22 protein-coding genes and 3 other RNA genes are annotated in these 24,520 nt (G+C 64.5%); 6 read left to right on the plus strand and 19 right to left on the minus strand.

Features of this window, described 5'->3' with window-relative positions; translation table 11 throughout:
* The first annotated feature begins 68 nt into the window (after positions 1–68).
* The 3 genes from ACZZ0O_RS02000 (at position 69) to ACZZ0O_RS02010 (ending at position 3,438) form a co-directional block, all read left to right on the plus strand.
* Complete coding sequence (locus ACZZ0O_RS02000) at positions 69–539, plus strand: hypothetical protein (protein WP_463592075.1); 471 nt, start codon at positions 69–71, stop codon at positions 537–539.
* Positions 540–733: 194 nt separating this feature from the next.
* A complete protein-coding gene (locus ACZZ0O_RS02005; RefSeq protein ID WP_463592076.1) occupies positions 734–2,077 on the plus strand; it encodes a sigma-54-dependent transcriptional regulator in 1,344 nt (447 codons plus the stop codon).
* An 8-nt stretch (positions 2,078–2,085) separates the two neighbouring features.
* Positions 2,086–3,438: a sensor histidine kinase gene (locus ACZZ0O_RS02010; protein ID WP_463592077.1), complete on the plus strand. Its 1,353-nt coding sequence runs from the start codon at positions 2,086–2,088 to the stop codon at positions 3,436–3,438.
* Between the two features lie 144 nt (positions 3,439–3,582).
* Here ACZZ0O_RS02010 and ACZZ0O_RS02015 read toward each other — a convergent pair whose 3' ends face one another.
* The 4 genes from ACZZ0O_RS02015 to ACZZ0O_RS02030 all read right to left on the minus strand — a co-directional run bounded on the left by ACZZ0O_RS02015 (position 3,583) and on the right by ACZZ0O_RS02030 (position 6,303).
* Positions 3,583–4,503 (minus strand): right-handed parallel beta-helix repeat-containing protein, encoded by a 921-nt coding sequence (locus tag ACZZ0O_RS02015; protein WP_463592536.1) that lies wholly within the window; start codon positions 4,501–4,503, stop codon positions 3,583–3,585.
* A gap of 15 nt (positions 4,504–4,518) precedes the next feature.
* A non-coding RNA gene (locus tag ACZZ0O_RS02020) (sX9 sRNA) lies at positions 4,519–4,588 on the minus strand.
* A 194-nt stretch (positions 4,589–4,782) separates the two neighbouring features.
* On the minus strand, positions 4,783–6,147 hold the full coding sequence (gene glmU, locus ACZZ0O_RS02025) for a bifunctional UDP-N-acetylglucosamine diphosphorylase/glucosamine-1-phosphate N-acetyltransferase GlmU (protein ID WP_463592078.1): 1,365 nt from the start codon (positions 6,145–6,147) through the stop codon (positions 4,783–4,785).
* A gap of 80 nt (positions 6,148–6,227) precedes the next feature.
* Positions 6,228–6,303: non-coding RNA, sX9 sRNA (locus ACZZ0O_RS02030), on the minus strand.
* Positions 6,304–6,437: 134 nt separating this feature from the next.
* On the opposite strand from ACZZ0O_RS02030, the gene ACZZ0O_RS02035 reads away from it, so the two are divergent.
* The gene (locus ACZZ0O_RS02035) at positions 6,438–6,821 is read left to right on the plus strand and encodes a GtrA family protein (protein WP_046963367.1); all 384 of its coding nucleotides are present in this window, start codon (positions 6,438–6,440) and stop codon (positions 6,819–6,821) included.
* A 404-nt stretch (positions 6,822–7,225) separates the two neighbouring features.
* Here the strand turns inward: ACZZ0O_RS02035 and ACZZ0O_RS02040 are convergent, their stop codons facing one another.
* From ACZZ0O_RS02040 to ACZZ0O_RS02085, 10 genes are all read right to left on the minus strand, one after another.
* Entirely contained in the window at positions 7,226–7,813 is a 588-nt protein-coding gene (locus ACZZ0O_RS02040) for a chorismate mutase (protein WP_055848013.1), read from the minus strand.
* A 233-nt stretch (positions 7,814–8,046) separates the two neighbouring features.
* A complete protein-coding gene (locus ACZZ0O_RS02045; protein ID WP_055848010.1) occupies positions 8,047–8,469 on the minus strand; it encodes a F0F1 ATP synthase subunit epsilon in 423 nt (140 codons plus the stop codon).
* Positions 8,470–8,638: 169 nt separating this feature from the next.
* The gene (atpD, locus tag ACZZ0O_RS02050) at positions 8,639–10,045 is read right to left on the minus strand and encodes a F0F1 ATP synthase subunit beta (RefSeq protein WP_055848007.1); all 1,407 of its coding nucleotides are present in this window, start codon (positions 10,043–10,045) and stop codon (positions 8,639–8,641) included.
* Between the two features lie 124 nt (positions 10,046–10,169).
* Entirely contained in the window at positions 10,170–11,033 is an 864-nt protein-coding gene (gene atpG / locus ACZZ0O_RS02055) for a F0F1 ATP synthase subunit gamma (RefSeq protein WP_055848004.1), read from the minus strand.
* Positions 11,034–11,214: 181 nt separating this feature from the next.
* A complete protein-coding gene (gene atpA, locus ACZZ0O_RS02060; protein WP_055848002.1) occupies positions 11,215–12,762 on the minus strand; it encodes a F0F1 ATP synthase subunit alpha in 1,548 nt (515 codons plus the stop codon).
* Between the two features lie 47 nt (positions 12,763–12,809).
* Positions 12,810–13,337: a F0F1 ATP synthase subunit delta gene (locus ACZZ0O_RS02065; RefSeq protein ID WP_055847999.1), complete on the minus strand. Its 528-nt coding sequence runs from the start codon at positions 13,335–13,337 to the stop codon at positions 12,810–12,812.
* Positions 13,338–13,340: 3 nt separating this feature from the next.
* Entirely contained in the window at positions 13,341–13,811 is a 471-nt protein-coding gene (locus ACZZ0O_RS02070) for a F0F1 ATP synthase subunit B (RefSeq protein ID WP_055847997.1), read from the minus strand.
* A 113-nt stretch (positions 13,812–13,924) separates the two neighbouring features.
* Positions 13,925–14,227 (minus strand): F0F1 ATP synthase subunit C, encoded by a 303-nt coding sequence (gene atpE / locus ACZZ0O_RS02075; RefSeq protein WP_002814105.1) that lies wholly within the window; start codon positions 14,225–14,227, stop codon positions 13,925–13,927.
* 73 nt (positions 14,228–14,300) lie between these two features.
* Positions 14,301–15,101 carry a F0F1 ATP synthase subunit A gene (gene atpB, locus ACZZ0O_RS02080; RefSeq protein WP_463592079.1) on the minus strand — a complete coding sequence of 267 codons (801 nt, stop codon included), beginning with the start codon at positions 15,099–15,101 and terminating at the stop codon, positions 14,301–14,303.
* 25 nt (positions 15,102–15,126) lie between these two features.
* Positions 15,127–15,492, minus strand: a complete 366-nt coding sequence (locus ACZZ0O_RS02085) for a hypothetical protein (protein ID WP_074059361.1) — start codon at positions 15,490–15,492, stop codon at positions 15,127–15,129.
* A gap of 632 nt (positions 15,493–16,124) precedes the next feature.
* Between ACZZ0O_RS02085 and ACZZ0O_RS02090 the strand changes: the two genes are divergently transcribed.
* A complete protein-coding gene (locus ACZZ0O_RS02090; RefSeq protein ID WP_055847993.1) occupies positions 16,125–16,937 on the plus strand; it encodes a hypothetical protein in 813 nt (270 codons plus the stop codon).
* Between the two features lie 52 nt (positions 16,938–16,989).
* On the opposite strand, the gene ACZZ0O_RS02095 is transcribed toward ACZZ0O_RS02090, so the two are convergent.
* Entirely contained in the window at positions 16,990–17,676 is a 687-nt protein-coding gene (locus ACZZ0O_RS02095) for a DUF6624 domain-containing protein (RefSeq protein ID WP_463592080.1), read from the minus strand.
* Positions 17,677–17,967: 291 nt separating this feature from the next.
* Between ACZZ0O_RS02095 and ACZZ0O_RS02100 the strand changes: the two genes are divergently transcribed.
* A non-coding RNA gene (locus ACZZ0O_RS02100) (sX9 sRNA) lies at positions 17,968–18,043 on the plus strand.
* A gap of 385 nt (positions 18,044–18,428) precedes the next feature.
* Here the strand turns inward: ACZZ0O_RS02100 and ACZZ0O_RS02105 are convergent.
* From ACZZ0O_RS02105 to ACZZ0O_RS02120, 4 genes are all read right to left on the minus strand, one after another.
* Complete coding sequence (locus tag ACZZ0O_RS02105; RefSeq protein ID WP_463592081.1) at positions 18,429–19,706, minus strand: Xaa-Pro dipeptidase; 1,278 nt, start codon at positions 19,704–19,706, stop codon at positions 18,429–18,431.
* 466 nt (positions 19,707–20,172) lie between these two features.
* Positions 20,173–22,002 carry a dihydrolipoyl dehydrogenase gene (gene lpdA / locus ACZZ0O_RS02110; RefSeq protein ID WP_463592082.1) on the minus strand — a complete coding sequence of 610 codons (1,830 nt, stop codon included), beginning with the start codon at positions 22,000–22,002 and terminating at the stop codon, positions 20,173–20,175.
* A gap of 16 nt (positions 22,003–22,018) precedes the next feature.
* Complete coding sequence (locus ACZZ0O_RS02115) at positions 22,019–22,666, minus strand: hypothetical protein (RefSeq protein WP_115513950.1); 648 nt, start codon at positions 22,664–22,666, stop codon at positions 22,019–22,021.
* Positions 22,663–24,423: a dihydrolipoyllysine-residue acetyltransferase gene (locus ACZZ0O_RS02120; protein WP_463592083.1), complete on the minus strand. Its 1,761-nt coding sequence runs from the start codon at positions 24,421–24,423 to the stop codon at positions 22,663–22,665. Before ACZZ0O_RS02120 ends, ACZZ0O_RS02115 begins: the two co-directional genes overlap by 4 nt.
* Between the last annotated feature and the right edge of the window lie 97 nt (positions 24,424–24,520).

Below are 24,520 nucleotides of genomic sequence, written 5' to 3' on the forward strand. Positions count from 1 at the left end.
ATGCCGGCCGCTGGTCAGCTGCGCATGCCGACAAACCGCGATACTTCCCTCCCAAGGACTCTCTCCCAATGCGTCCGATCGTCCATCCTCTTATCGTCGCCGGTGTACTCGCCATCGCTGCGATGAGCGGCACGCTGCATGCCGGCAGTGGCGCCTCCGTGCACCCCACAACGCAGACGCGTAGCGAAGTGACTGAGCGCACCGCGCTGCGTATCGACGATCATCAGCTGCGCTGGCAACACAACGCACAGACGCTGGCGCTGACCGCCACAGCCGCCGGTCTGCTGGTCACGCAGGCCAGCGATACGCTGGTACTGCAGCTGCGCAAGGGCGATACCCTGCGCGCAGCCGATGGCCGCGGCATCGCCACCGTGGAAGAACTGCTGCACGCATTACGCGCTGCCGCCGGCCGTCCAGTGCAGGTCCAGGTGGCACGCGGGCAGGCGCAGTTGAGCCTGACCTGGACCGCGCAGATATATGCATCGCTGCTGCCACCATTGCCGCCTGCGCCACCGACACCACCACAAGCGCTGCGGTAGCCGTCGCTTGCAGCCGGGGCACGCACGCGCGCCGGCCTGTCGCACGTCCAGCGCCAACTATGCCGGCGCACTGCCCCGTCGCAACGTCCGTTGCCATCGCCATCGGCTTGCGGCACGCGGTGTGCGGCGACACCGGCTGGCGCCGTATGCTGTGGCAAGTCCTTCCCCAACACCTTTCGCCTTTCGAGCGCGCAATGCCGCATATCCTGATCATCGACGACAACACCGCCGTGGCCACCGCGCTGGAGGTGCTGTTTTCCTTGCACGACATCGAAGCGCGGCATGCGTCATCGCCGCAGGCCGGATTGGCCCTGCTGGACGAGCAGGCGTTCGACCTGGTGATCCAGGACATGAACTTCACCACCGACACCACCTCCGGTGAAGAAGGCGAGGCGCTGTTTAGCCAGATCCGCCAGCGTCATCCGGATCTGCCGGTGATCCTGCTCACCGCCTGGACCCATCTGGGTAGCGCCGTCGGTCTGGTCAAGGCCGGCGCCGCCGACTACATCGCCAAACCGTGGGACGACACCAAGCTGCTGACCACGGTCAACAATCTGCTCGAACTCTCCGAGGCGCGCCGCGAACTCGCGCAGCGCCGCGAGCGCGAGCACCGCGGCCGTGAGCAACTGACCCAGCGCTACGATCTGCGCGGCGCGGTCTTTGCCGACCCCGCCAGCGAGCGGGCCATCGCGCTCGCCTGTCAGGTCGCACGCTCGGAGCTGCCGGTGCTGATCACCGGCCCCAACGGCAGCGGCAAGGAAAAGATCGCCGAGATCATCCAGGCCAACTCGGCGACCAAACATGGCCCCTTCATCGCGCTCAATTGCGGTGCTCTGCCGGGCGACTTGATCGAGGCGGAATTGTTCGGTGCCGACGCCGGCGCCTACACCGGTGCCAACAAGGCGCGCGAAGGCAAGTTCGAGGCGGCCGATGGCGGCACGCTGTTCCTGGACGAAATCGGCAACCTGCCGCTGGCGGGCCAGATGAAACTGCTGCGCGTGCTGGAAACCGGGCGCTATGAGCGGCTGGGTTCCAATCGCGAGCGGCATGCAAAAGTGCGCGTGATCAGCGCCACCAATGCCGACCTGCCGTCGATGATCCGCGATGGCAGCTTCCGCGAGGATCTGTACTACCGCCTCAACACCGTGGAGATCGCGCTGCCCGCACTGGCCGAGCGTCCGGGCGACATCGCGCCACTGGCCGAGCATTTCCTGGCGGGCGGCAAGCCGTTGTCTGCGCAGGCGCGCGATGCGCTGCAACGGCACGCGTGGCCGGGCAATGTGCGCGAGCTGCGCAACGTGCTGCAACGTGCGTCGCTGCTCGCGCAAGGTGCACGCATCGAAGCCAGCGATCTGAACCTGCCACGCGCCGTCGCGGCACGGCCGGTAGCAGCAGTCGCTGGCGAGCCCGATCGCGCGCGCATCGAACAGGCGTTGGCGCGCGCGCAAGGCGTAATCGCGCAGGCCGCCGCCGAATTGGGATTGAGCCGGCAGGCGCTGTACCGGCGCATGGACCGTTACGGCATCAAACCGGAATGAATCTCCGCATGCGGCATCGCTCCTTCACGTTCGCCCTGTTTTTACGGCTGTTGCCGGTGCTGGCACTGGCGGCCGCGCTGCCGTGGTTCATGGCGTACTGGCTGGATCGCGGCTGGCAGGTGGCTGCGATTTCGGTCGTCGTTTTGCTGGCCGCAATGTGGTTCAGCCTCAACCGCGCTACCGCACCGATGCGCTCGCTGTTCCGCGCACTGGCCGGCACCACCAGCAGCTACCGCGATGGCGAATACAACTTCGGCGTGCATTGGCGCGGCACCGACGAACTGGCGCAGTTGGTGCAGGCACATGCCGAACTCGGCGACGTGCTGCGCGCGCAACGGCGCGATCTGGTGCAGCGCGAATTGATGCTCGACACCATGCTGCAGAACACCCCTGTCGCGATGCTGTTGGTGGTGGCCGGCGGCGATGGGCTGCGCCGCATCGGATTTTCCAACAATGCCGCGCGCAAACTGCTCTACGGCGGACGCAAGCTCGAAGGCCAGCATCTGGACGATGTGCTCGAACGCATGCCTGGCGAACTACGCGACGCATTGGCACGCGGCGGCGACTGCCTGTTCGCCGTGCGCGAGGAAGGCGACGACGAGGACGACGAGCAGATCTACCACCTCTCGCGGCGCAGCTTCCACCTCAATGGCCGCGGCCACGAGTTACTGCTGATCCGCACCCTGACCACCGAATTGCGTCGGCAGGAAGTGCAGACCTGGAAGAAGGTCATCCGCGTGATCAGCCACGAATTGAACAACTCGCTCGCACCGATCGCCTCGCTGGCGCATTCCGGCGCCGAGCTGTTGCGGCGCGAACGCACCGACCGCCTGGGTACGGTTTTCGAAACCATCGAAGAACGCGCGCGTCATCTGGAAGGCTTTATTCGCGGCTATGCGCGCTTTGCCAAGCTGCCGCAGCCGCAATTGCAGACCATCGCCTGGGCGCCATTTCTGGAACGCCTGCGACAACAGATTCCGTTCCAGGTGCAAGGCGACCTTAGCGATGTCAGCAGCCGTATCGATGCAGCGCAGATCGAACAGGCCATGCTCAATCTGCTCAAGAACGCACACGAGGCCTGCAGCGAAGCGCAGCCGCCCAATAGCGACGTTGCGGTGCGCGTGACACGCGTATCGCAGTGGCTGCGGATCGAAGTACTCGACCGCGGCAATGGCATGAATGAAGCGGTCTTGCACAATGCCCTGATGCCGTTCTATTCGACCAAACGCAATGGAACCGGGCTGGGACTTGCGCTTACCCGCGAGATTGCCGAAGCGCATGGCGGGCGTATTTCGCTGCACAACCGCGAGCATGGCGGCCTGTGTGTAACCTTGTTGCTGCCCTCGGCATCGGCTGCGTAGGCATCCACTCGCGACACCGTGTTGCCAGCTCGAACGCGTGAGCCGACGCTGCTCCATGATCGATTGCCGAGCCGACAGGAACACTCCCGCCGCGCAGACAGTGACTGAAAAAACACGCGCAATCGCTTTATGAGTGCAGTGCCATCAACCGGATTTCAACGTGCCACGCTCTGCAATGCGCGGCCGTTTAAGCGCACCACATGCATCGTCTGCACCGGTGGTACGTGTCGCATCGATGGCACGGTAGTAACCGATGCCCACGGTATTGCCGACAAATTCACCGCCCTGCGAGGGACACTCGCCATCGGCTTTGAACCAGTCGGAAAACGCGGCGTATTTGCCAGCCCTGAGAAAGTGATTACCGCTGACATAGGTCTGGTCGGACGCATCGCGCGTGCGTATTGCATCGCCGTTGACGTCCACAAACGTATTGCCCTCGATCCGGTTACCAGACGAGTGCCGCGCCAGATACAGCGCGTGGATAAAGCCCGAGGTGCCGGTATCGTTTTCGATCGACTCAAAGCGATTGTGTTCGATGCGGTTGTCGCGCGACTGTTGCAGGCGGATCGCCGCAAACGAATATGCGGCCTCGTCACTGCGGCCGTAGCGCCCACCGATCCGTGCGAACTGCATGTTGCGGATCGTGTTGCCACCATTACCGTCTTCATCGGTCTTGCTGCTGCCCAGATCCAGCGCCATCCAGTAATTGCTGACCTTCAACCCATCGAAGGTCAGGCGCGTCGGTACATTTCGACCGCCTTTCAAGGCGAACCAGGTCGCGCCGCCGCGTCCGTCGAAGAGCGGCGGCGTGGCAGCGCCGGGAGCGACGATAAAACGGATGGGCGCGCCATTGGCAAAGGTCCATTGCACCGACTGTTGAAGATAGGTGCCCGAGGCGATCACCACCTCCACCGCCGCTGCCGGCCGTCGCTCGACCAGGCGTTGCTGCGCAGCACCGAGACTGCGCAATGCGGTCGAAGGCTCGGTACCTGCCGCCGCATCGTTGCCATCGGGCGCCAGATACAGCCGATAGCTCGACGCCGCTGCAATGCCCGGCTGCAGCATCAGCACGCCAAGAGCGGCCAACAACACGTAGCGCGCAATCGTCAGATGGATGCGCCCGGCGAACGGCAATGTGCGATTGGTCCATGCCGCGTCCGAGGAACGGCCACGCCCGCCTGGCGGCTGCGCCGTCGTTCCATCAGCCGCGCCGCGTAGCAGGATCAACAGCGTGTCTGGTCGTAGCTGCATCGTGCACCTTCCGTCATGGCCCGCAACGCTGCCCACCATTGCAGCAGAGCACAACTGCTGTCTCATGCGTCCGCACCGCGATAGCGCTCCATGCTACTTCTTGGTCGGCCGCTCCCAGCCTTCGATCACGGTCTGACGCGGGCGCGCAACGCTGAGCTGGCCGGCCGGCGCGTCGCGGGTGATCACCGAGCCCGCACCGATGGTGGCATTGGCGCCGATCTCGATCGGCGCCACCAACGCGCTGTTGGAGCCGACGAACGCGTTATCGCCGATGGTGGTCTGCGACTTGTTCACGCCATCGTAGTTGCAGGTGATGGAGCCGGCGCCGATATTGACCTTGCTGCCGATCGTTGCATCGCCCAGGTAAGTGAGGTGATTGGCCTTGCTACCCACCCCCATCGTGACCTTCTTGGTCTCGACGAAGTTGCCGATATGCACGCCATCGGCCAACAGCGTGCCCGGACGCAACCGCGCGAACGGGCCGATCATCACCGCACCCTCGGTCACCACGCCCTCCAGATCGCAGTGCGCACGCACGTGCGTGCCGGCACCCAGCGTCACATCGCGCAGCCGTACGAACGGGCCGATCACCACGTCATCGCCCAGCGTCACATCGCCTTCCAGAATCACATCGATGTCCAGTTGCACATCGCGCCCCACCTGCACCGTGCCGCGCTGCTCCACGCGCGCCGGGTCGGCCATGCGCACGCCCTGCAGGCATAGCGCACGCGCCGCACGCAACTGCCAGGCGCGTTCGAGCTGAGCGAGTTGCCAGGGGTCGTTGGCACCTTCCACATCCTGTGGGTCGCCCACATGCACCATGTCGGCCGGGGTGAAGTCGGCAGCGGCGCTGGCAAACACGTCGGTGAGATAGAACTCGCCCTGCGCATTGTTGTTGGACAAGCCACCCAGCCAACGCCGCAGTGCAGTGGATTCGGCGGTAAGGATGCCGGTATTGATGGTGCGGATGCGTCGCTGTTCGTCGTTGGCGTCCTTCTGCTCGACGATCGCCGCCACCTTGCCTTCGGCATCGCGCAGGATGCGTCCATAGCCGGTGGGGTTGGCAAGCTCGGCCACCAGCACCGCCATCCGGCCGGGCGCATGCAGCAACTGCAGCAGGCTCTCGCTCTGGATCAGCGGCACATCGCCGTACAGCACCAGCACGGTGGCCGCATCCGGAATCGCATCCATCGCCTGCTGTACCGCGTGGCCGGTGCCCAGCTGCTGCTGTTGCTCGGCCCACTGCAGATCGGCCTGCCCGGCAAATGCGGCACGCACCTGATCGCCGCCGTGCCCGTAGACGATATGGATCGCGGCCGGCTGCAGCTGCCGTGCGGTGGCGATGACATGCGCCAACATCGGCTGGCCCGCCAACGGCTGCAGCACCTTGGGCAGGGACGAGCGCATGCGCTTGCCCTCGCCCGCAGCCAGGATCACGACGTGCAGGGGCAGGGTCATCAAAAATTCCAAAGGCGGGAGATGCGCTAAATTCTAGTCGCAGCCATGCAAAACCGCGTGCTCGATCGATGTCTTAGAGCGGCTAACAAGACGTAGCGAGCAGTCGTCAGGTGGGTGCAGGCGGCGCGGAGGAACCGGAGGGTACAAGTGGTACATGCCGCACCGAGCACCGGCCGCGCCCGCCTGACGGCGAGCACAGTCGTTTTGTTAGCTGCTCTTAAACACGCGATGACAACTTTTTTAGCACTACGGCCGCTAGGATGGGCGCCCTTTCTTCGTCCCCGGCACGCATGAGCCTGTTTCGCCAAGGCAGCCAGTTCACCCTGATTGGCGGCCTGCAATTGGCTGTGGATTGCGGCATCTTCATCGCCGCCACCGCCGCCGGCATGCCGACGGTGCCGGCCAATCTGCTCGGGCGCATCAGCGGCGCGGTGCTGGGGTTCTGGCTCAACGGCCGCTACACCTTCGCCCAGCAAGGCGGCGCGCGGCTGGGCTGGCAGCGTTTCCGCCGCTTTGCGGTGATGTGGCTGGCGTTGACGTTGATCAGCACCTGGCTGCTGTCGGCGACGGTGGATCTGGTCGGCCTGCGCCAAGCCTGGCTGGCCAAGCCACTGGTCGAAGGCGGGCTGGCGATCGTGTCGTTCTTTCTCGGCCGGCATGTGGTGTATCGCTGAACGCACGCGGGCGACCAAGGCTGGAGCGCGCGTCGTTGAACCAAGGCAGCCGACTGTTTCCCGCTTAAGTCACTCAACAAGGCGCGCACTGCAGGCGTCCACCAAGCGTGCGCCGTCCACACGCTGACGAAGCTTAAGAGCGGCATCTGCCAACGCGCCGCCTTTGCGCACCACGGCGACAGCACACCCCATCTGTTGCAGGAAAACAGCAGCCAGCAAGCGATGCACATTGCCCCGCTGCCGGCTTCATCACCTCGATTGCGTTTTACAGGCGGATTGCGATCGAGGTGGAAGCCGCGCGGCACTCTGCGGCGGATTGGTTCGCATGGAACTGCGTCGACCTTGCTGAAACATCATTACGGCAGTCGCCTTGCGCCACCGTGCCTTGTGCCGACCACACCGCGCTAGCTCTTGGCGGGTACCTGCTGGCAAAAGTCGCCCAGGCCACGCACCAGTGCTGCACGATGCAAGGCATCCAGCTGCCATTGCCCAGCGTAATGTGCCGCCGCACGTGCCGTGCTGGCCGAGCATTGCGCCGCCGAGCGCGCCGCTGCGACATCGGCCAGCGCGTCGAGCAACTCGCCCTGCAACTGGTCCAGGCGCGCGCGCAGCGCGGCCAGATCCGGGCGTACAGTGTCCGGTGCCCGTCCACGTTCATGCCAATGGTTCAACAGCGCGTATTGCACCGATTTATTGGCCTCGATCTGCGCCGCAAAGAAGCGCGCCGCGTCGTCGGCATCCAGTCCGTGCGCCGGCGCCTGATCGCGCACGCTCTGCAGCACCGCCGCTTCGCGTGCCTGGTCCAGCACCGGCTTGCCGCTATCCCACTTGCTCAGCGCCACCGCATCGCCGATCGCATTGCGTTGCACGATGCGATCCAGCAACGGATCCAGCGGCGGCTGGCTGCGTACCGGAAGCGCGCAACCCAGCAGTGCAACTGCAAGCGTGCACGTCAGTGCATAACCGCGTAAGCCATCGATCGAGCGGGTCATGGGGTGTCCTCAATGTCGGGGGTGACCATGCCATGGCGCAGCGAAGCGAAGCGCTGCATGGCAACCTGCCACGCAGTGTGCGCGCTGTCCACAACACGCGGCCTTGTGCCACGCAAGCGCATCTCCCAAAACGAAAACGCCGACACGAAGGTCGGCGTTTCCAATCCACATCTGCCTGCGGCATTACAGCTGAAGCATCTCGCTTGCCCGCAGACAATGGGGCAGGCAATCGATCAGTGCTTGAGGGTGCGGCGCAACCGCTCCAGCGCCTGCAACTGCACCGTCGCCTCGGCCAGCTGACGCTGCGCCTGGGCCACGTCCACCGTGTCGCCACGGTTGGCCAGCAAACGCTCGGCTTCTTCCTTGACTTTGCGGACCGCGGCCTCGTCGATGTCCTGCGCCCGTATCGCGGTGTCGACCAGCACGGTCACTACCTGCGGCTGCACTTCCAGGATGCCGCCGGAGATGGCGAAATCCAGCTGTTCGCCGCTGGCGGTGGTGACCACCACCTTGCCCGGCTTCAGGCGGGTGATCAGCGGCGCGTGCTTGGGCGCAATGCCCAGCTCGCCCAGTTCGCCGGTGGCCACGACCAGCGTCGCCTCACCGTGGAAGATTTCCTTCTCGGCGCTGACGATGTCGCAACGAATAGTGCTCATGGTGCCTCACTGTAGTGAGGCGGGGAATCGGGAATCGGGAATCGGGAATCGGAAGAGCGGCTGACTGCACGCATTTCCAGCTTCCCGTGACTTCCAACTCACCTATCACCCGCCTTTACGATTCCCGATTCCCGATTCCCGATTCCAGCCGCATAGCGGCTGGGATCAATCAGGCCTTGGAGCTCATCTTGTTGGCTTTCTCGACGGCTTCTTCGATGTTGCCGACCATGTAGAACGCCTGCTCCGGCAGGTGGTCGTATTCGCCATCGCAGATCGCCTTGAAACCGCGGATGGTGTCCTTCAGCGACACGTACTTGCCCGGCGAGCCGGTGAACACTTCGGCCACGTGGAACGGCTGGCTGAAGAAACGCTCGATCTTGCGTGCGCGCGACACCGACTGCTTGTCTTCTTCGCTCAGCTCGTCCATGCCCAGGATCGCGATGATGTCCTTCAGTTCCTTGTACTTCTGCAAGGTCTGCTGGACGCGCTGGGCGGTGTCGTAATGCTCGTTGCCGATCACCAGCGGATCCATCTGACGGCTGGTGGAATCCAACGGATCCACGGCCGGGTAGATGCCCAGCGAGGCGATGTTACGGCTCAGCGTGACGGTGGAATCCAAGTGGGCGAAGGTGGTCGCCGGCGACGGGTCGGTCAGGTCGTCCGCAGGCACGTACACGGCCTGGATCGAGGTGATCGAACCGCTCTTGGTCGAGGTGATGCGCTCCTGCAACACGCCCATTTCTTCGGCCAGGGTCGGCTGGTAACCCACTGCCGACGGCATACGGCCGAGCAGCGCCGACACTTCGGTACCGGCCAGCGTGTAGCGGTAGATGTTGTCGACGAACAACAGCACGTCCTTGCCCTTGCCGTTCTCGTCCTTCTCGTCGCGGAAGTACTCGGCCATGGTCAGGCCGGTCAGCGCCACGCGCAGACGGTTGCCCGGCGGCTCGTTCATCTGGCCGTACACCATCGCGACCTTGTCCAGGACGTTGGAATCTTTCATCTCGTGGTAGAAATCGTTGCCCTCGCGGGTACGCTCGCCCACGCCGGCAAACACGGACAGACCCGAGTGCGCCTTGGCGATGTTGTTGATCAGTTCCATCATGTTGACGGTCTTGCCGACGCCGGCGCCGCCGAAAAGGCCGACCTTGCCGCCCTTGGCGAACGGGCACATCAGGTCGATGACCTTGATGCCGGTTTCCAGCAATTCGGTGCTGGACGACTGGTCTTCGTACGACGGTGCGGCGCGGTGGATTTCCCAATGGTCCGCTGCCTGCACGTCGCCGGCTTCGTCGATCGGACGACCCAGCACGTCCATGATGCGGCCCAGCGTACCGGCGCCGACCGGCACCGAAATGGCGCGCTCGGTGTTGGTCGCCAGCAGGTTGCGCTTCAGGCCGTCGGTGGAGCCGAGCGCAATGGTGCGCACGACGCCGTCGCCGAGCTGCTGCTGCACTTCCAGGGTGATGGCGGTGCCTTCGACCTTCAGCGCGTGATAGACCTTGGGTACTTCGTTGCGCTGGAACTCGACGTCGACGACCGCGCCGATGATCTGAACGATCTTGCCCTGACTCATTTGGATAACTCCACTAATGTCTGTTCGATTCTTGTGTCGGGAATGGGAAATCGAGAATGGGGAATGGGAAGATCAAGAGCACCGAAGCCTTGCCTATTCCCGTTTCACGATTCTCCATTCCCGGCTAGACAGCGGCCGCGCCGCTGACGATTTCCGAAATTTCCTGGGTGATCGCCGCCTGACGTGCCTTGTTGTAGATCAGTTGCAAGGTGCCGATCATCTTGTTGGCGTTGTCGCTGGCGGCCTTCATCGCCACCATGCGCGCGGCATGTTCTGACGCGACGTTTTCCAGCACGGCCTGGTACACCAGCGACTCGATGTAGCGCGTCATCACGTGCTCCAGCACGGTCGCCGCATCGGGTTCGTACAGGTAGTCCCAATCGTGATGCGCCACCTTGTGCTCGGCGGCCGGCAGCGGCAGCAGCTGATCGAAGCTGGCCTTCTGCGTCATGGTGTTCACGAAGCGGTTGTAGACCAGATACACGCGGTCGACCTTGCCGTCGATGAAGGCATCGATCATCACCTTGATCACACCGATCAGCTGCTCGACCTGCGGGCTGTCGCCCAGATGGGTCACGCTGCCAACCATGTTGACCTTGATGCGACGGAAGAACGCCGACGCCTTCTGACCGATGGTCACCACGTCGATCTCGGCGCCCTTGTCCTGCCACGGGCGAACTTCGCCCAACATCTTGCGGAACAGGTTGTTGTTCAGACCGCCGGCCAGGCCGCGGTCGGAAGAGATCACGATGTAACCGACCCGCTTGACCTGCTCACGCTCGACCAGAAACGGATGCTGGAAATCGGTGCTGGCCTGCGCCAGATGCCCGATCACCTGCTTCATCGCCTGCGCATACGGACGCGAGGTCTTCATGCGCTCCTGCGCCTTGCGGATCTTGGAGGCCGAGACCATTTCGAGCGCGCGCGTCACCTTGCGGGTGTTCTGCACGCTCTTGATCTTGGTTTTGATTTCGCGTCCGCCTGCCATTGCTCGCTCCGCTCGTGAGAATCGGGAATCGGGAATCGGGAATGGCCAGAGCCTCCCGCGTCCCACTTCACGACTCTCTAATTCCTAAATCTGGGATTCGGCAGCGGTGATTCGACATGGGACAACGCCCCGAACCACCGCTCCTACAAATCCCGAATGCCCAATCCCGAATCCCGGCGCCTTACCAGGTGCCGGTGGTCTTGAACTCTGCGATGCCCTTCTTGAACGCGGCTTCGATGTCGTTGTCCCAACCGCCGGTGCTGTTGATCTTGGAGATCAACTCGCCCTGGGTGTTGGCGAAGTGCGCGTGCAGGCCTTCTTCGAACGCCAGCAGCTTGTTGACCGGCACTTCATCGAGGTAGCCCTCGTTGACGGCGTAGATCGACAGCGCCTGGTTGGCGATGGACATCGGTGCGTACTGCTTCTGCTTCATCAGCTCGGTGACGCGCTGACCGCGCTCGAGCTGCTTGCGGGTGGCTTCGTCCAGATCCGAGGCGAACTGCGCGAACGCCGCCAGCTCACGGTACTGCGCCAGCGAGATACGAATGCCGCCGGACAGCTTCTTGATGATCTTGGTCTGGGCCGCACCACCGACGCGCGACACCGAGATACCGGCGTTCACGGCCGGACGGATACCGGCGTTGAACAGGTCGGTTTCCAGGAAGATCTGGCCGTCGGTGATCGAGATCACGTTGGTCGGCACGAACGCGGACACGTCGCCGGCCTGCGTTTCGATGATCGGCAGCGCGGTCAGCGAGCCGGTCTTGCCGGTCACCGCACCGTTGGTGAACTTCTCCACATATTCCTCGGACACGCGCGCTGCGCGCTCCAGCAGGCGGGAGTGCAGATAGAACACGTCGCCCGGGTAGGCTTCGCGGCCCGGCGGACGCTTGAGCAGCAGCGAGATCTGGCGGTAAGCCACGGCCTGCTTGGACAGATCGTCGTACACGATCAGCGCGTCTTCGCCGCGATCCATGAAGTACTCGCCCATGGTGCAGCCGGCATACGGGCTGATGTACTGCATCGCGGCCGATTCGGACGCGGTCGCAGCCACCACCACGGTGTGCGCCAGCGCGCCGTTTTCTTCGAGCTTGCGCACGATGTTGGCAACGGTCGAGGCCTTCTGGCCGATCGCCACGTACACGCACTTGATGCCGGTGCCCTTCTGGTTGATCACCGCATCGATCGCCAGCGCGGTCTTGCCGGTCTGACGGTCGCCGATGACCAGCTCGCGCTGACCGCGGCCGATCGGGATCATCGCATCGACCGACTTGTAACCGGTCTGCACTGGCTGGTCGACCGACTTACGCCAGATCACGCCCGGCGCAACGCGCTCGACCGGTGCGGTCTGGGTGGCGCCCAGCGGGCCCTTGCCGTCGATCGGCTCGCCCAGTGCGTTGACCACGCGACCCAGCAGTTCCGGACCCACCGGCACTTCCAGGATGCGACCGGTGGTCTTGGCCACGTCGCCTTCGCGCAGGTTTTCGTAATCGCCCAACACCACGGCGCCGACCGAATCGCGCTCCAGGTTCAACGCCAGGGCGAAGGTGTTGTTGGGCAGTTCGATCATTTCGCCCTGCATCACGTCGGCCAGGCCGAAGATGCGCACGATGCCGTCGGACACGCTGGTCACGGAGCCTTCGTTGCGCGACTCCGCGGACAGCTTGACCGTCTCGATGCGGGTCTTGATCAGGTCGCTGATTTCGGAGGGGTTGAGCGTGGTTGCCATCGTTCAGTCCTAGGTGCCGGCCGCGAGGGCCATGCGTTTATGTGAATTCAGTGGGCGAGCGAGCTTTGCAGACGCGCGAGCTTGCCCTTCAGCGAGCCGTCGATGACCACGTCGCCGGTGTCGATCACCGCGCCGCCGATCAGCGATGCATCTACCGCGGTGGTGATGTCCACCTCGCGGCCAAAACGCTTCTTCAGTGCAGCGGCGATCGTGTCCAGCTCGGCCGGCGTCATCTCGGTGGCCGAGGTCACGGTCGCCTTGACGACATGCTCGGCCTCGGCACGCAGCTGTTCGTACAGCCCCGCCACTTCCGGCAACAGCGACAGCCGATGCGCATCGGCCAGCAGGCCGAGGAAACGCAGATAGTGTTCGCCAGCCTGCGGCGGCGCCAGCAACGTCACTGCCTGTTCCTGGCGCAGGGCCGGGTTGAGCAGCAGCGCAGCCACGCGTGGGTCGCCGGCCACCTGTGCCGAAAACGCCAGCGCATCGGACCAGGGCGCGAACGTGCCGCCCTCACGCGCGATTGCAAACGCGGCACGGCCGTAGGGACGGGCAAGTGTGAGGGCCTGACTCATCGGTTAAATCTCCGCCGCCAGCTCGTCGAGCAGCGCCTTGTGGGCGTTGGCGTCGATTTCGCGCTTGAGCAGCTTCTCGGCGCCGCTGACCGCCAGCACCGAGATCTGCTTGCGCAGTTCTTCGCGGGCACGGGTGGCAGATGCGTCGATTTCGGTCTGGGCCAGATCCTTCTGACGGTTGGCTTCGGCAATCGCCTCGAGCTTGGCCGCTTCGATGATCTGATTGGCGCGCGCATGGGCCTGATCGATGATCTCGTTGGCCTTGGTGCGTGCGTCTTTCAGTGCTTCGTTGACCTTTTCCTGGGCCTGCGCCAGATCCTTCTGACTACGATCGGCGGCAGCCAGACCTTCAGCGATCTTTTGCTGACGCTCTTCGATCGCCTGCAGCAGCGGCGGCCAGATTTTGGTCGCGACGATCCAGATCAGACCGGCGAAGGCCAGCGCCTGGGCAAAGATGGTAAGGGTGATATCCATGGGTCGCTCAATCGCTGTTTAGGGGTGAAAGCGCCGCCGCAGTGGCGACGCTTTCCGACCTTCATCCGCGGGCGCAGCCGCACTGGCTGCATCCACATCCTGCTACCGCTGAATCAGCCGGCAGCCTGCGACAGACGCTCGATGAACACCTGGGCCAGCGGGTTGGCGAAGGCGAACAGCAGGCCGACGGCGACGCTGATGATGAACGCGGCGTCGATCAGGCCGGCGGTGATGAACATACGCACCTGCAGCACAGGAATCAGTTCCGGCTGGCGCGCGGCCGATTCCAGGAACTTGCCAGCCATGATGGCCAGACCGAGGCCGGCACCCAGCGCGGCCAGGCCGATCATGATGCCGACGGCGAGGACGGTGGAGCTCTGGACTTGAGCGAGGTTGGTCAGGACGGCGAGGTACATGGTGATCTCCGAACGAAAGTTTCTAAGGGTGATGGATGAATCGAGATGAAGCGTATGAAGGGTGTAGCGAAACTCAGTGACTGTCTTCCGCAAGGCTCAGATACACGATCGACAGCATCATGAAAATGAAGGCCTGCAGCGGAATCACCAACAGGTGGAACAGCATCCAGCCAAGGCCGAATACGCCGCCAGCGACCATGCCGGCGATGCCCGCACCGCCCAGCACCCAGATCAGCAGGAAGACGATCTCGCCGCCGAACATGTTGCCGAACAGTCGCATCGCCAACGAAATCGGCTTGCTCAGCCACTCGACGATGTTCAAAAGCAGGTTGAACGGCATCATCCATTTGCCGAACGGCGCCGTCAGGAATTCCTTGGTCATGCCGCCAACGCCCTTGGAGCGCAGCGAGAACACGATCATCAGGAAGAACACGCTGATCGACATGCCCAAGGTGGCATTGACGTCGGCGGTGGGCACCGGCTTCCAGGCGTGGATGCCTACCCAACCCAGCGGAATGGCGATGAAATCGGCCGGAACCATCTTGATGAGATTCATCAACAGGATCCAGAAGAAGATGGTGATCGCGATCGGCGTCACCAGCTTGCTGCTGCCGTGATAGGTGTCCTTGGCCTGCCGGTCGACGAACTCCAGGCAGATTTCCACGAATGCCTGCCACTTGCCCGGCACGCCGGCCGTGGCATTGCGGGTCGCCGTCCAGAACGCCAGCACCATGACCAGGCCCATCAACACGGCCATGACCAGGGTATCGACGTGGATGGTCCAAAACGTGCCGCCACCCTCGCGAACCGGATAGATCAGGTTCTGCAAGTGATGCTGGATATAGGAGGTAGGTGTTGCTGCCTCGCCCGCCATGTGTCTGGAGCCCTTTAAGTTCGAATCAACGCCTGGCCAGAGCCAGAACCTGAAAAATCAACCCGATGGCGATACCTGCCAACAGAGCCAGAGGAGGCAACCGCCACAGGGCAAAGCCCAGCGACAACGCCGCAAATACCAACACCCACTTCAGCACCATCGCCAGCACCAACCGCACCATCGCGATGCCGGCTGCCTGGATGCCGCCGCCGAGCGCGGTGCGTGCCGCAACCCAACCGCCCAGTACCGTCGCAAACCCGGTCAATGCCAGACCGGCAGAGTAACGGGGACCGACCAACAGCAACCCCAGACTGGTTATAGCTACAGCAGCAAGCGGATATACCGCAGCGCGCAGCATCAACCGCCGACCCGCGTCAACGGAGTTCAGCACTACGGTTACCTTACGTGTGAATGAGGGGGAAGCGCAGTTGCGCCTCGTCGAGCCGCGAAAGTATAGCAATGGGACAAATTGCGAGACAACCGGCAGAAGTCATTCGCTGCTGCAATGCACCAAGCATGCGTCGTGGCGGCGGGTGGGAACTTTGCCACAAACCGACGGTCAGAACCTGCGAGGCCTGCACATCCTCGTCGAAAGGTACCGCCGCAGGTCGCGTATGGGAGCCCTGGGAGACCGGGGCTCCCGCTTTTTACGCATTTTGTCGCACCCTGACACTTTCCCATCCGCGGTCCAATCCGCCGCACTGCACGATGTTTCAATCTGTGCAGTGGCTGGGTTCGGGGCACAGCAACGTGTGAAACGTCATCCGCTGCGCAGTTGGCGGCCATGACCGTACCTGATGGTATGCACTGCGACACACTTTGCGCAGGTCGTCTTCAACCCCCGATTTACCGCGCCCTGCGCGCGATGCCCATGCCTGTTGAACTTGCGGACCGTTTTGTCCGATTGCTATATCGGCCTTCACACGTGTGCGACGATTTCTTCACTTTTGAAAGACGCCGCCTTATCGATAGTGCGCGCCACTGGCCCATCGGCCTGACCATTCCAAGATTACGGAGCTCCCCATGAAACACCTCCTTGCACTGGCGATCCCGTGCGTTCTGGCCGTCGCCTACGTCGCACCCGCGCACGCCGAAGATAGCGATGACCGCTTCCAGATTCGCCTCGGTGCGATGAACGTGGACAACGACAACACCATCCGTGGCAACACGCTGGTGGCAGGCAACAATGTGTCGGTCAACGAAGATTTCAAGCTGGGCGGCAAGGAATGGGAGCCGCGCGTCGATGGCGTGTTCCGCATCAGCACCCGTCAGCGCCTGATCTTCGATTACTTCAAGTACGACAAGGATCGCCGCGAGACCCTGACCCAGGATCTGAGCGCCGGTGGCGTGACCGTTCCGACCGGTAGCTTCATCAAGGGTGAGTTGAAGTATCAGGTCGCGACCCTGGTGTACGACTACTCGGTGATCGATTCGCCGGAATTCAGCCTGGGCCTGCAGATCGGTGCCGAATACGCCAAGGTCGAAGCCAATGCGTATGCCGATCTGGGCAGCGTGTTCTCCGGCGATGTGCTGGACGAGAAGGCCGATGGCGTTGCGCCGGTGGTTGGCGTCCGCTTCACCGCGCGTCCGAGCGAGCATTGGCTGTTCAACGTGCAGGGCCAGTACCTCAACACCAGCTGGGGCAACTTCGACGACTACGAAGGCGACCTGAGCCGCGCCAACGCGATTGCCGAATACCGCTTCACCAAGAACTTCGGCATCTTCGCCGGCTACGACTGGTTCAAGCTCGATGTCGACCAGCGCGGCAGCGATGGCCTGATCGGCCTGAAGCAGGAGTTCAAGGGCCCGGTGGCAGGCGTGACGTTCGCGTTCTGATCTGCGCCACTGTTGCAAGCGAACGGCCCGCCCTGTGCGGGCCGTTTGCGTTTCAGCTGCCGGGCGGCGTCGACGACACCGGGAACAGCTGGGTGGCCACGCACACGTAGTCGGCTAGCGGCATCTCGTCCATGCCGGCGCGCAGTACGTCCACCTGCGCCGGATCGGCGATCGGCCTGGATACCCAACGTCCCTGCTCTGGGATCAGTTGGCTGCCGTAACGCTGCGGCTTGCCGTTCGCGATGAGCACGCGATCAGTCAGCAACACCAGTTGGTGCGCCGACACCTCGCCACCGCGTGCGCCATGCCGGGTCAGCGTGCCCAGCACGCGCTCCTGCAAGGCCGGATCGGCGTCGGCATGCTGCACCAGCAGCCAGGCGGCGGCCACGCCGTCGCGTCCGACCTGCGCCACGCTGGGCAAACCATCGTGTTCGGCGACGATGCGACGCATCTGCGGCAGATGCTCGGCGTCCATCGCCACCGTCTTGCCCATCGCTTCCTGCGACCAGTCACCGTTGCGGACCTGTTGATCCAGGCGCTCCATCTCCAGCAACCGCGCGCGCAATGCGGGGTCGCTGGGAGCCGCCGTCGCCTCGGCAGGCGTGGCGGTCGCGGCATCCGCCTTGGCCTGCTCCTGCGCGCGCACGAACGCCGCCGCACTTGGGCATTTGGCCAGCGCCGCCGCCATCTCCGGATCGTCCTGCGTGGACGCAGCTGCGGCGGTCACCGTCGCGAGCATGCAGCTCATCCATAGTCCGAGCACGGCCTTGCGCATCGATCGACACTCCCTGTGATGGACTGCGTGGCCGGACATCCGGACAGCTTCCACCTGCAGCATGCCCAAGCCACGATGCCTCGTGCAAGACGGGGCGCTAAGGTCTTGCAGCGGCTGAGCGGACGCCTGCGCTGTTGGCAGCGTGCGCAGACGTGGCCGCTCGCAGGGATGTCGTCCACGGCCGGTTCCGGGTAAGAGCAGCCAACAACACGACTGTGCTCACCGCCAGGCGGGGTGGCCGGTGCGCGCTGCAGCATGGACCACGCGCTCACTCCGGTTCCTCCGCGTCGTCCATATCCACCTGACGACTGCTGGCTACGTTCTGTTAGCCGCTCTGGGACGCGGCTGCGTAGCCACATCATCGGCCGGCTTGTGCCGCCATACCCACCTGACGGATGCTGGCTACGTCCTGCTAACCGCTCTGGGGCGCGGTTGCGCAGCCATGTCATCGGCCGGCTTGTGCCGCCATACCCACCTGACGACTGCTGGCTACGTCCTGTTAGCCGCTCTGGGGCGCGGTTGCACAGGAACGCCATCGGCCCGCTTGTAACGCCCATGCCGCTCTTGCCTGCGGACGCGCGGTTTTGCGTGCTCTTTCCAGTTCCGATCGCGTTGCCACGCTACTCGATGAGTCCCTTGTCGATCAGCGCACCAATGGCGCGCGCAGCGTCAACCAGCGGCACGCTGCAGCTAAGCACCGGCGAGCGCCAGGGTGCTCACTCGGCGACGCGTTCGCCGCCCTTGATCACGCCCTCTACCTGCCGCAGCACGGTGACGTCCTGCAGCGGATCGCCGCTGACCGCAATCAGATCGGCGTAGCGGCCCGGGGCGATGGCGCCGACATCGTTGCTGCGCCCCAGGGCCTCGGCTGCATCCACGGTGGCGGCGCGGATTGCTTCCAACGGCGTCATGCCCCACTCCACCATCTTGGCGAACTGGCGGGCGTTGTCGCCGTTGGGATACACGCCGCCATCGCTGCCGAACACCAGCTTCACTCCGGCCGCGTGCGCGGCGCGGAAGGTCTCACGCTGCTTGCGCCCGATCTGGCGCTCCTTTTCCAGCGATTCGGCGAACAGGCCGTTCTTTTCGCCCTCGGCCAGGATGTAGTCGTCGTTGTAGATGTCCATCGAAAACCAGGTGCCGTGCGCCTTGGCCAGCTTGAAGGACTCCGCATCGGCCAGGCTGGCGTGCTCGATGGTGTCGGCACCGGCGCGGATCGCATCGTTGATGCCGGCGGTGCCATGCGCGTGCACGGCGACCTTCAGGCCCAACCGGTGCGCTTCGTCCACCAGCGCGCGCATTTCCTCCAGGCTGTATTGCTGCCCACCGACGCTGTCGGTCTTGGACAGCACCCCGCCGGTGCCGCAGAACTTGATCACTTCTGCGCCGTATTTACGCAGCGTCCGCACCGCGGCGCGGATCGCGTCCGGACCATCGGCGACACCGGGGCCGGTGACCTTGACCGAGGGCGGGAATTCGGTGGCATCGCAGTGGCCACCGGTCGCGCCGATGCCGTAGGTCGCCGGCACGATGCGCGGGCCGGGCACGGTGCCGCGCTCGATCGCCTGCTTGAGCGCGACATCGTCGTAGTTGAGCGAACCGACATTGCGCACCGTGGTGAAGCCTGCGCGCAGCGTTTTTGCGGCATTGGCCACACCGACCACGGTCCAGAAATTGTCGGTGTACTCCAGGCCCTTGTAGCCGCCCAGGGTGGGGTCCACGGTGAGATGCACATGCATGTCGATCAGCCCCGGCAGCAGCGTGCGCTCGCCCAGATCGATGCGCTGCGCATCGGCCGGCAGCGGATCGCCCTGCCGACCGACGCGGGTGATACGGCCAGCGGCCACTTCGATCTGCGGTTTGTCCACATAGCGGCCGGTCTGCACGTCCAGCAGGCGCGCGGCGATGATCACGGTGGTCTGTGCGTACGCACACAGCGAGGCACACAGGCAGCCAGCAGCGGCGAGCAGCGCCGGCAAACGCATCTTCGACATCGGGGTCGTCCCTGAGCTGCGAACGGCGTGTCCGCGACCCGATGGTGCAAGCGCGCTGCGGGCTGTGCAAGCGCCACCGATATCGCACTGTGGTAATGCCATGCGTGGCGGCGTCAGCCCTGCCTGACGCACGCGCGATGCACGAGCGCCACGCGCCCAGACTGGAGGCTGCCGGATGACCTGCTAAATCCGCTTGCAGGGGTCGGCATTGTCGACGCATGCGATCGAGTGCAGCCGCCAAGCCTGTTCGCCACATGCGGCTGCGTACCACGCTGGAAACCGCGGAAAAATCCGCGCGTGCGCAGTAGCACCGCATGCACTTGACGCCTACCACACGCACGGCACGGCACCGCAACTGCAACGGCACAGGCAACGACCACAACAAAAGCGATCACGCGGACTGAGCCCCATCACGACAACGCCCCGCACAAGGCGGGGCGTTGCTGACAGCAGCCTAGGCGAGCCGTTACTTCTTCTTCGGGATGTACAGGTCGGTGATGGTGCCGTCGTACACCTCGGCCGCCATGCCGACCGATTCGCTCAGGGTCGGATGGGCGTGGATGGTGTGGCCGATGTCTTCGGCTTCGGCGCCCATCTCGATCGCCAGGCCGATCTCGGCCAACAGGTCGCCGGCATGCACGCCGACGATGGCGCCACCGATGATGCGGTGGGTGTCTTCGTCGAAGATCAGCTTGGTGAAGCCTTCGGTACGGCCGATGCCGATCGCGCGGCCACTGGCGGCCCACGGGAACTTGGCCACGCCGACCTTCAGGCCCTTGGCCTTGGCTTCGTTCTCGGTGACGCCGACCCAGGCGATTTCCGGGTTGGTGTACGCCACCGACGGAATCACCCGCGCCACCCATTCCTTCTTCTCGCCGGCAGCCACTTCAGCGGCCAGCTTGCCTTCGTGGGTGGCCTTGTGCGCCAGCATCGGGTTACCGACGATGTCGCCGATGGCGAAGATGTGCGGCACGTTGGTGCGCATCTGCCGGTCCACCGGGATAAAGCCGCGCTCGGTGATGGTGACGCCCGCCTTCTCCGCACCGATCTTCTTGCCGTTGGGCGAGCGGCCCACGGCCACCAGCACGCGATCGAAGGCAGTCGCCTGCAGGCCGGGCTTCTCGCCCTCCACGGCCGCTTCGAAGGACACAGTGATGCCGCTCTTGTCGGCCTTCACGTCGGTAGCCTTGGTCTTGAGATGGACCTCGACGCCCTGCTTCTTCAGGCGATCGGCCAGCGGCTTGACCAGGTCCTTGTCGGCGCCCGGCATCAGCTGATCCATGAACTCGACCACGGTGACCTTGCTGCCCAACGCGCTGTACACCGTGGCCATTTCCAGGCCGATGATGCCGCCGCCGACCACCAGCAGGGTCTTGGGAATGTCGTGCAGCTCCAGCGCGTCGGTGGAGTCCATCACGCGCTTGTCGTCCCACGGGAAGTTGGGCAGCTTTACCGCCTGCGACCCGGCGGCGATGACGCAATGCTCGAAGCGCAGCAGCTGCGTCTTGCCGTCGTCGCCGACGATCTCCAACTCGTTGGGCGAGACGAAGCTGGCCACACCGGTGACAGTGCGCACCTTGCGCTGCTTGGCCATGCTGGCCAGGCCGCCGGTGAGCTTGCCGACCACTTTTTCCTTGTACTCGCGCAGCTTGTCCAGGGTGATCTTGGGCTGGCCGAAGTCCACGCCGAAATCGCCGGCATGGGCCACTTCGTCGATCACCGCGGCGGCATGCAGCAGCGCCTTGGACGGGATGCAGCCGACGTTGAGACAGACGCCGCCGAGGCTGGCGTAGCGCTCGATCAGCACCGTGTCCAGGCCCAGGTCGGCAGCGCGGAACGCGGCGGTGTAGCCGCCGGGGCCGGCGCCGAGCACCACCATCTTGCAGTCGATGTCCGCGGTCCTGCCGCTGGCCAGCGCCGGCTTGGGCGCAGCCGGCTCGGCCGGGGCGCGGTGCGACGGCGTCACCGGCGGCTTGCTGCCGGGTGCGGCGGCCGCAGCAGCTGCAGGCGCGGCAGCCTTGGTCTCGGCCTTGGCGGGCGCAGGCGCGGCGGCCTCGCCTTCGGTTTCCAGCAGCAGCACTACGGCGCCTTCGGACAAGTTGTCGCCAATCTTGACCTTGAGCTCTTTGACCACACCGGCGGCCGAGGACGGCACTTCCAGCGTGGCCTTGTCCGATTCCAGCGTGACCAGGCCCTGGTCCTTTGCCACGCTGTCGCCCACGGCGACCAGCACTTCGATGACGGGGACATCGCTGTAATCGCCGATGTCAGGAACCTTGATTTCAATGACCGCCATTTGCTTCTCCTGTGGCTTAACCGGCAGTGCCGGCAAGCGTCTGCTGGAGTTCATCCAGCGACGATTCGATTTGGGTCCAGCGCTTGTCGCGCTTCTTTTCCTTGCCGTCGCTGGCTTCGATCAGCAGCGCGGCCTGTTGCAGCAGCAGTTCGCCGGCGCCGCAGCTCGGGCGCGTGCCGCTGTAGCGCACGCCCTCGACCTGGAACGACAGCACCTCGCCCTCGGTCACCGGCGCAGTGCGGCCGCTCGGTGCCAGCTGGGTCAAGGCCGCGGTCCAGTTGCTGACCAGCCGTTTGGCCAACGCCGCCGGAATCGGGATCTCGACCGTTTCCGGGGTCTGCTCGGTGCGGAACTGCACACTGCCGCGATCGCTCTGGCTGACCCAGCTGTAGACGCGCTCGTCGGCGCGGCTGTGGCGCAGGGTCCAGTCGGCGCCGTCCTTACCCGGCACCAGCGACACGCCGCTTTCCACGCCACGTGTGGGCAGGGTCAGCAACGACAATGCCGGCTTGTTGCCGCCGTCCAGCAGCGTGCTCACCGCGGTGCCGTAGTTGCCCACGGCCGGCGGCCAGCCGCGCCCCAGCGTGCTGTCGCACTCGCGTGCCACCGCGCAGGTCCACGGCAACACGCCGAGCACGGCGATCGTCAGCAGTGCAGTCTTCACAGCAGGACGCGACGCATGTCGGCCAGCACCTGGCTGAGGTAGGTGGTGAAGCGGGCCGCCAGCGCGCCGTCGATGACGCGGTGGTCGTAGCTCAGCGACAACGGCAGCATCAACGTCGGTACGAATTCCTTGCCGTTCCAGACCGGCTGCATCGCCGACTTGGACACGCCCAGGATCGCCACTTCCGGCGCATTGATGATCGGCGTGAACGCGGTGCCGCCGATGCCGCCGAGCGAGCTGATCGAGAAGCAGCCGCCGCTCATGTCGGCCGGGCCCAGCTTGCCGTCGCGCGCCTTCTTGGCCAGCTCGCCGCTTTCCTGGGCGATCTGCAGCACGCCCTTCTTGTCGACGTCGCGGATCACCGGCACCACCAACCCATTCGGCGTATCGGCGGCAAACCCGATGTTGATGTACTTCTTCAGCGTGAGGTTTTCGCCAGCTGCGTCGAGCGAGGCGTTGAACTCGGGGAACTTCTTCAGCGCCGCGGCGCTGGCCTTGACCAGGAAGGCGAGCATGGTCAGCTTGATACCGGCCTTCTCGTTTTCCTTGTTCAACGCCACGCGCAGTGCTTCCAGGTCGGTGATGTCGGCCGATTCGAACTGGGTGACGTGCGGAATCATGGCCCAGTTGCGCGCCAGGTTGGCACCGGAAATCTTCTTGATGCGCGACAGCGGCTGGGTTTCGGTCTCGCCGAACTTGCTGAAGTCGACCTTCGGCCAGGCCAGCAGGTTCAGGCCGTTACCACCACCGGCCGGTGCGGCACCGGCTGCGGCAGGCGCGCCACCAGTGAGCGCGGCCTTGACGAAGCGCTGCACGTCTTCACGGGTAATGCGGCCGCCCTTTTCGCTGCCCTTGAGCTGGTTCAGATCCACGCCCAGCTGGCGTGCGAACACGCGCACCACCGGGCTGGCATAGGCCACCTTGGACGGCAGCACGCTGTCGGCGTCGAAGGTCACCGGCGGGCTGCTCGGGTTGCCGGCCGATGGCTGGCTGCCTTGCGAGGCGTCACTGGAACGTGCGCCCTGCACCTGCGCGATCTCGCGCTGGGCCAGCTTGTCCGGCTCGGCCGACACCGCGACCGGCTCGACCTTGCCGGCAGTTTCGGCGGTGTCGGTGGTGGGTTTGGCCGGAGATTGCGCCGCACCGGCGCCGCCATCGCTGGCAGCGATGATCGCCACCACATTGCCCTGCGACAGCGTGTCGCCGACCTTGACCTTGAGCTCCTTGACCACGCCGGCGGCCGAGGACGGCACTTCCATCGTGGCCTTGTCCGATTCCAGCGTGACCAGGCTCTGGTCCTTGGCGACGATATCGCCGACGGCAACCAGCACCTCGATCACCGGGATGTCGGTGTAGTCGCCGATATCGGGCACGCGCGCTTCGACCAGACCGCCTTCGGCGGCAGGTGCAGCCGGCGCGGCCTTGGCAGCAGGTGCCGGTGCAGCAGCGGGCGCAGCCTTGGCCGGAGCAGCAGGCGCGGCAGCGGCCGGCTTGGCCGCAGTGTCAGCGCCGGCATCGGCCACTTCGATCAGCGCCACCAGGGCGCCCTGCGACAGCGAATCGCCGACCTTGACCTTGATCTCCTTGACCACGCCGGACACCGACGAGGGCACTTCCATCGTGGCCTTGTCCGATTCCAGCGTGACTAGGCTCTGGTCCTTCGCGACCGTATCGCCGACCGACACCAGCACCTCGATTACCGGGACGTCGCTGTAGTCACCGATATCGGGGACAAGTGCTTCCTTGATTTCGGCCATACGGGGAACTCCGGCAACAGATGGGGAAACCCCTATTGTGGCCGGCCACGGGCCGCAGCGCCAACCATTGGCGTCGAAAAAATCGCACGGCCCGCAG

Source organism: Xanthomonas sp. AC360, from assembly GCF_979258225.1.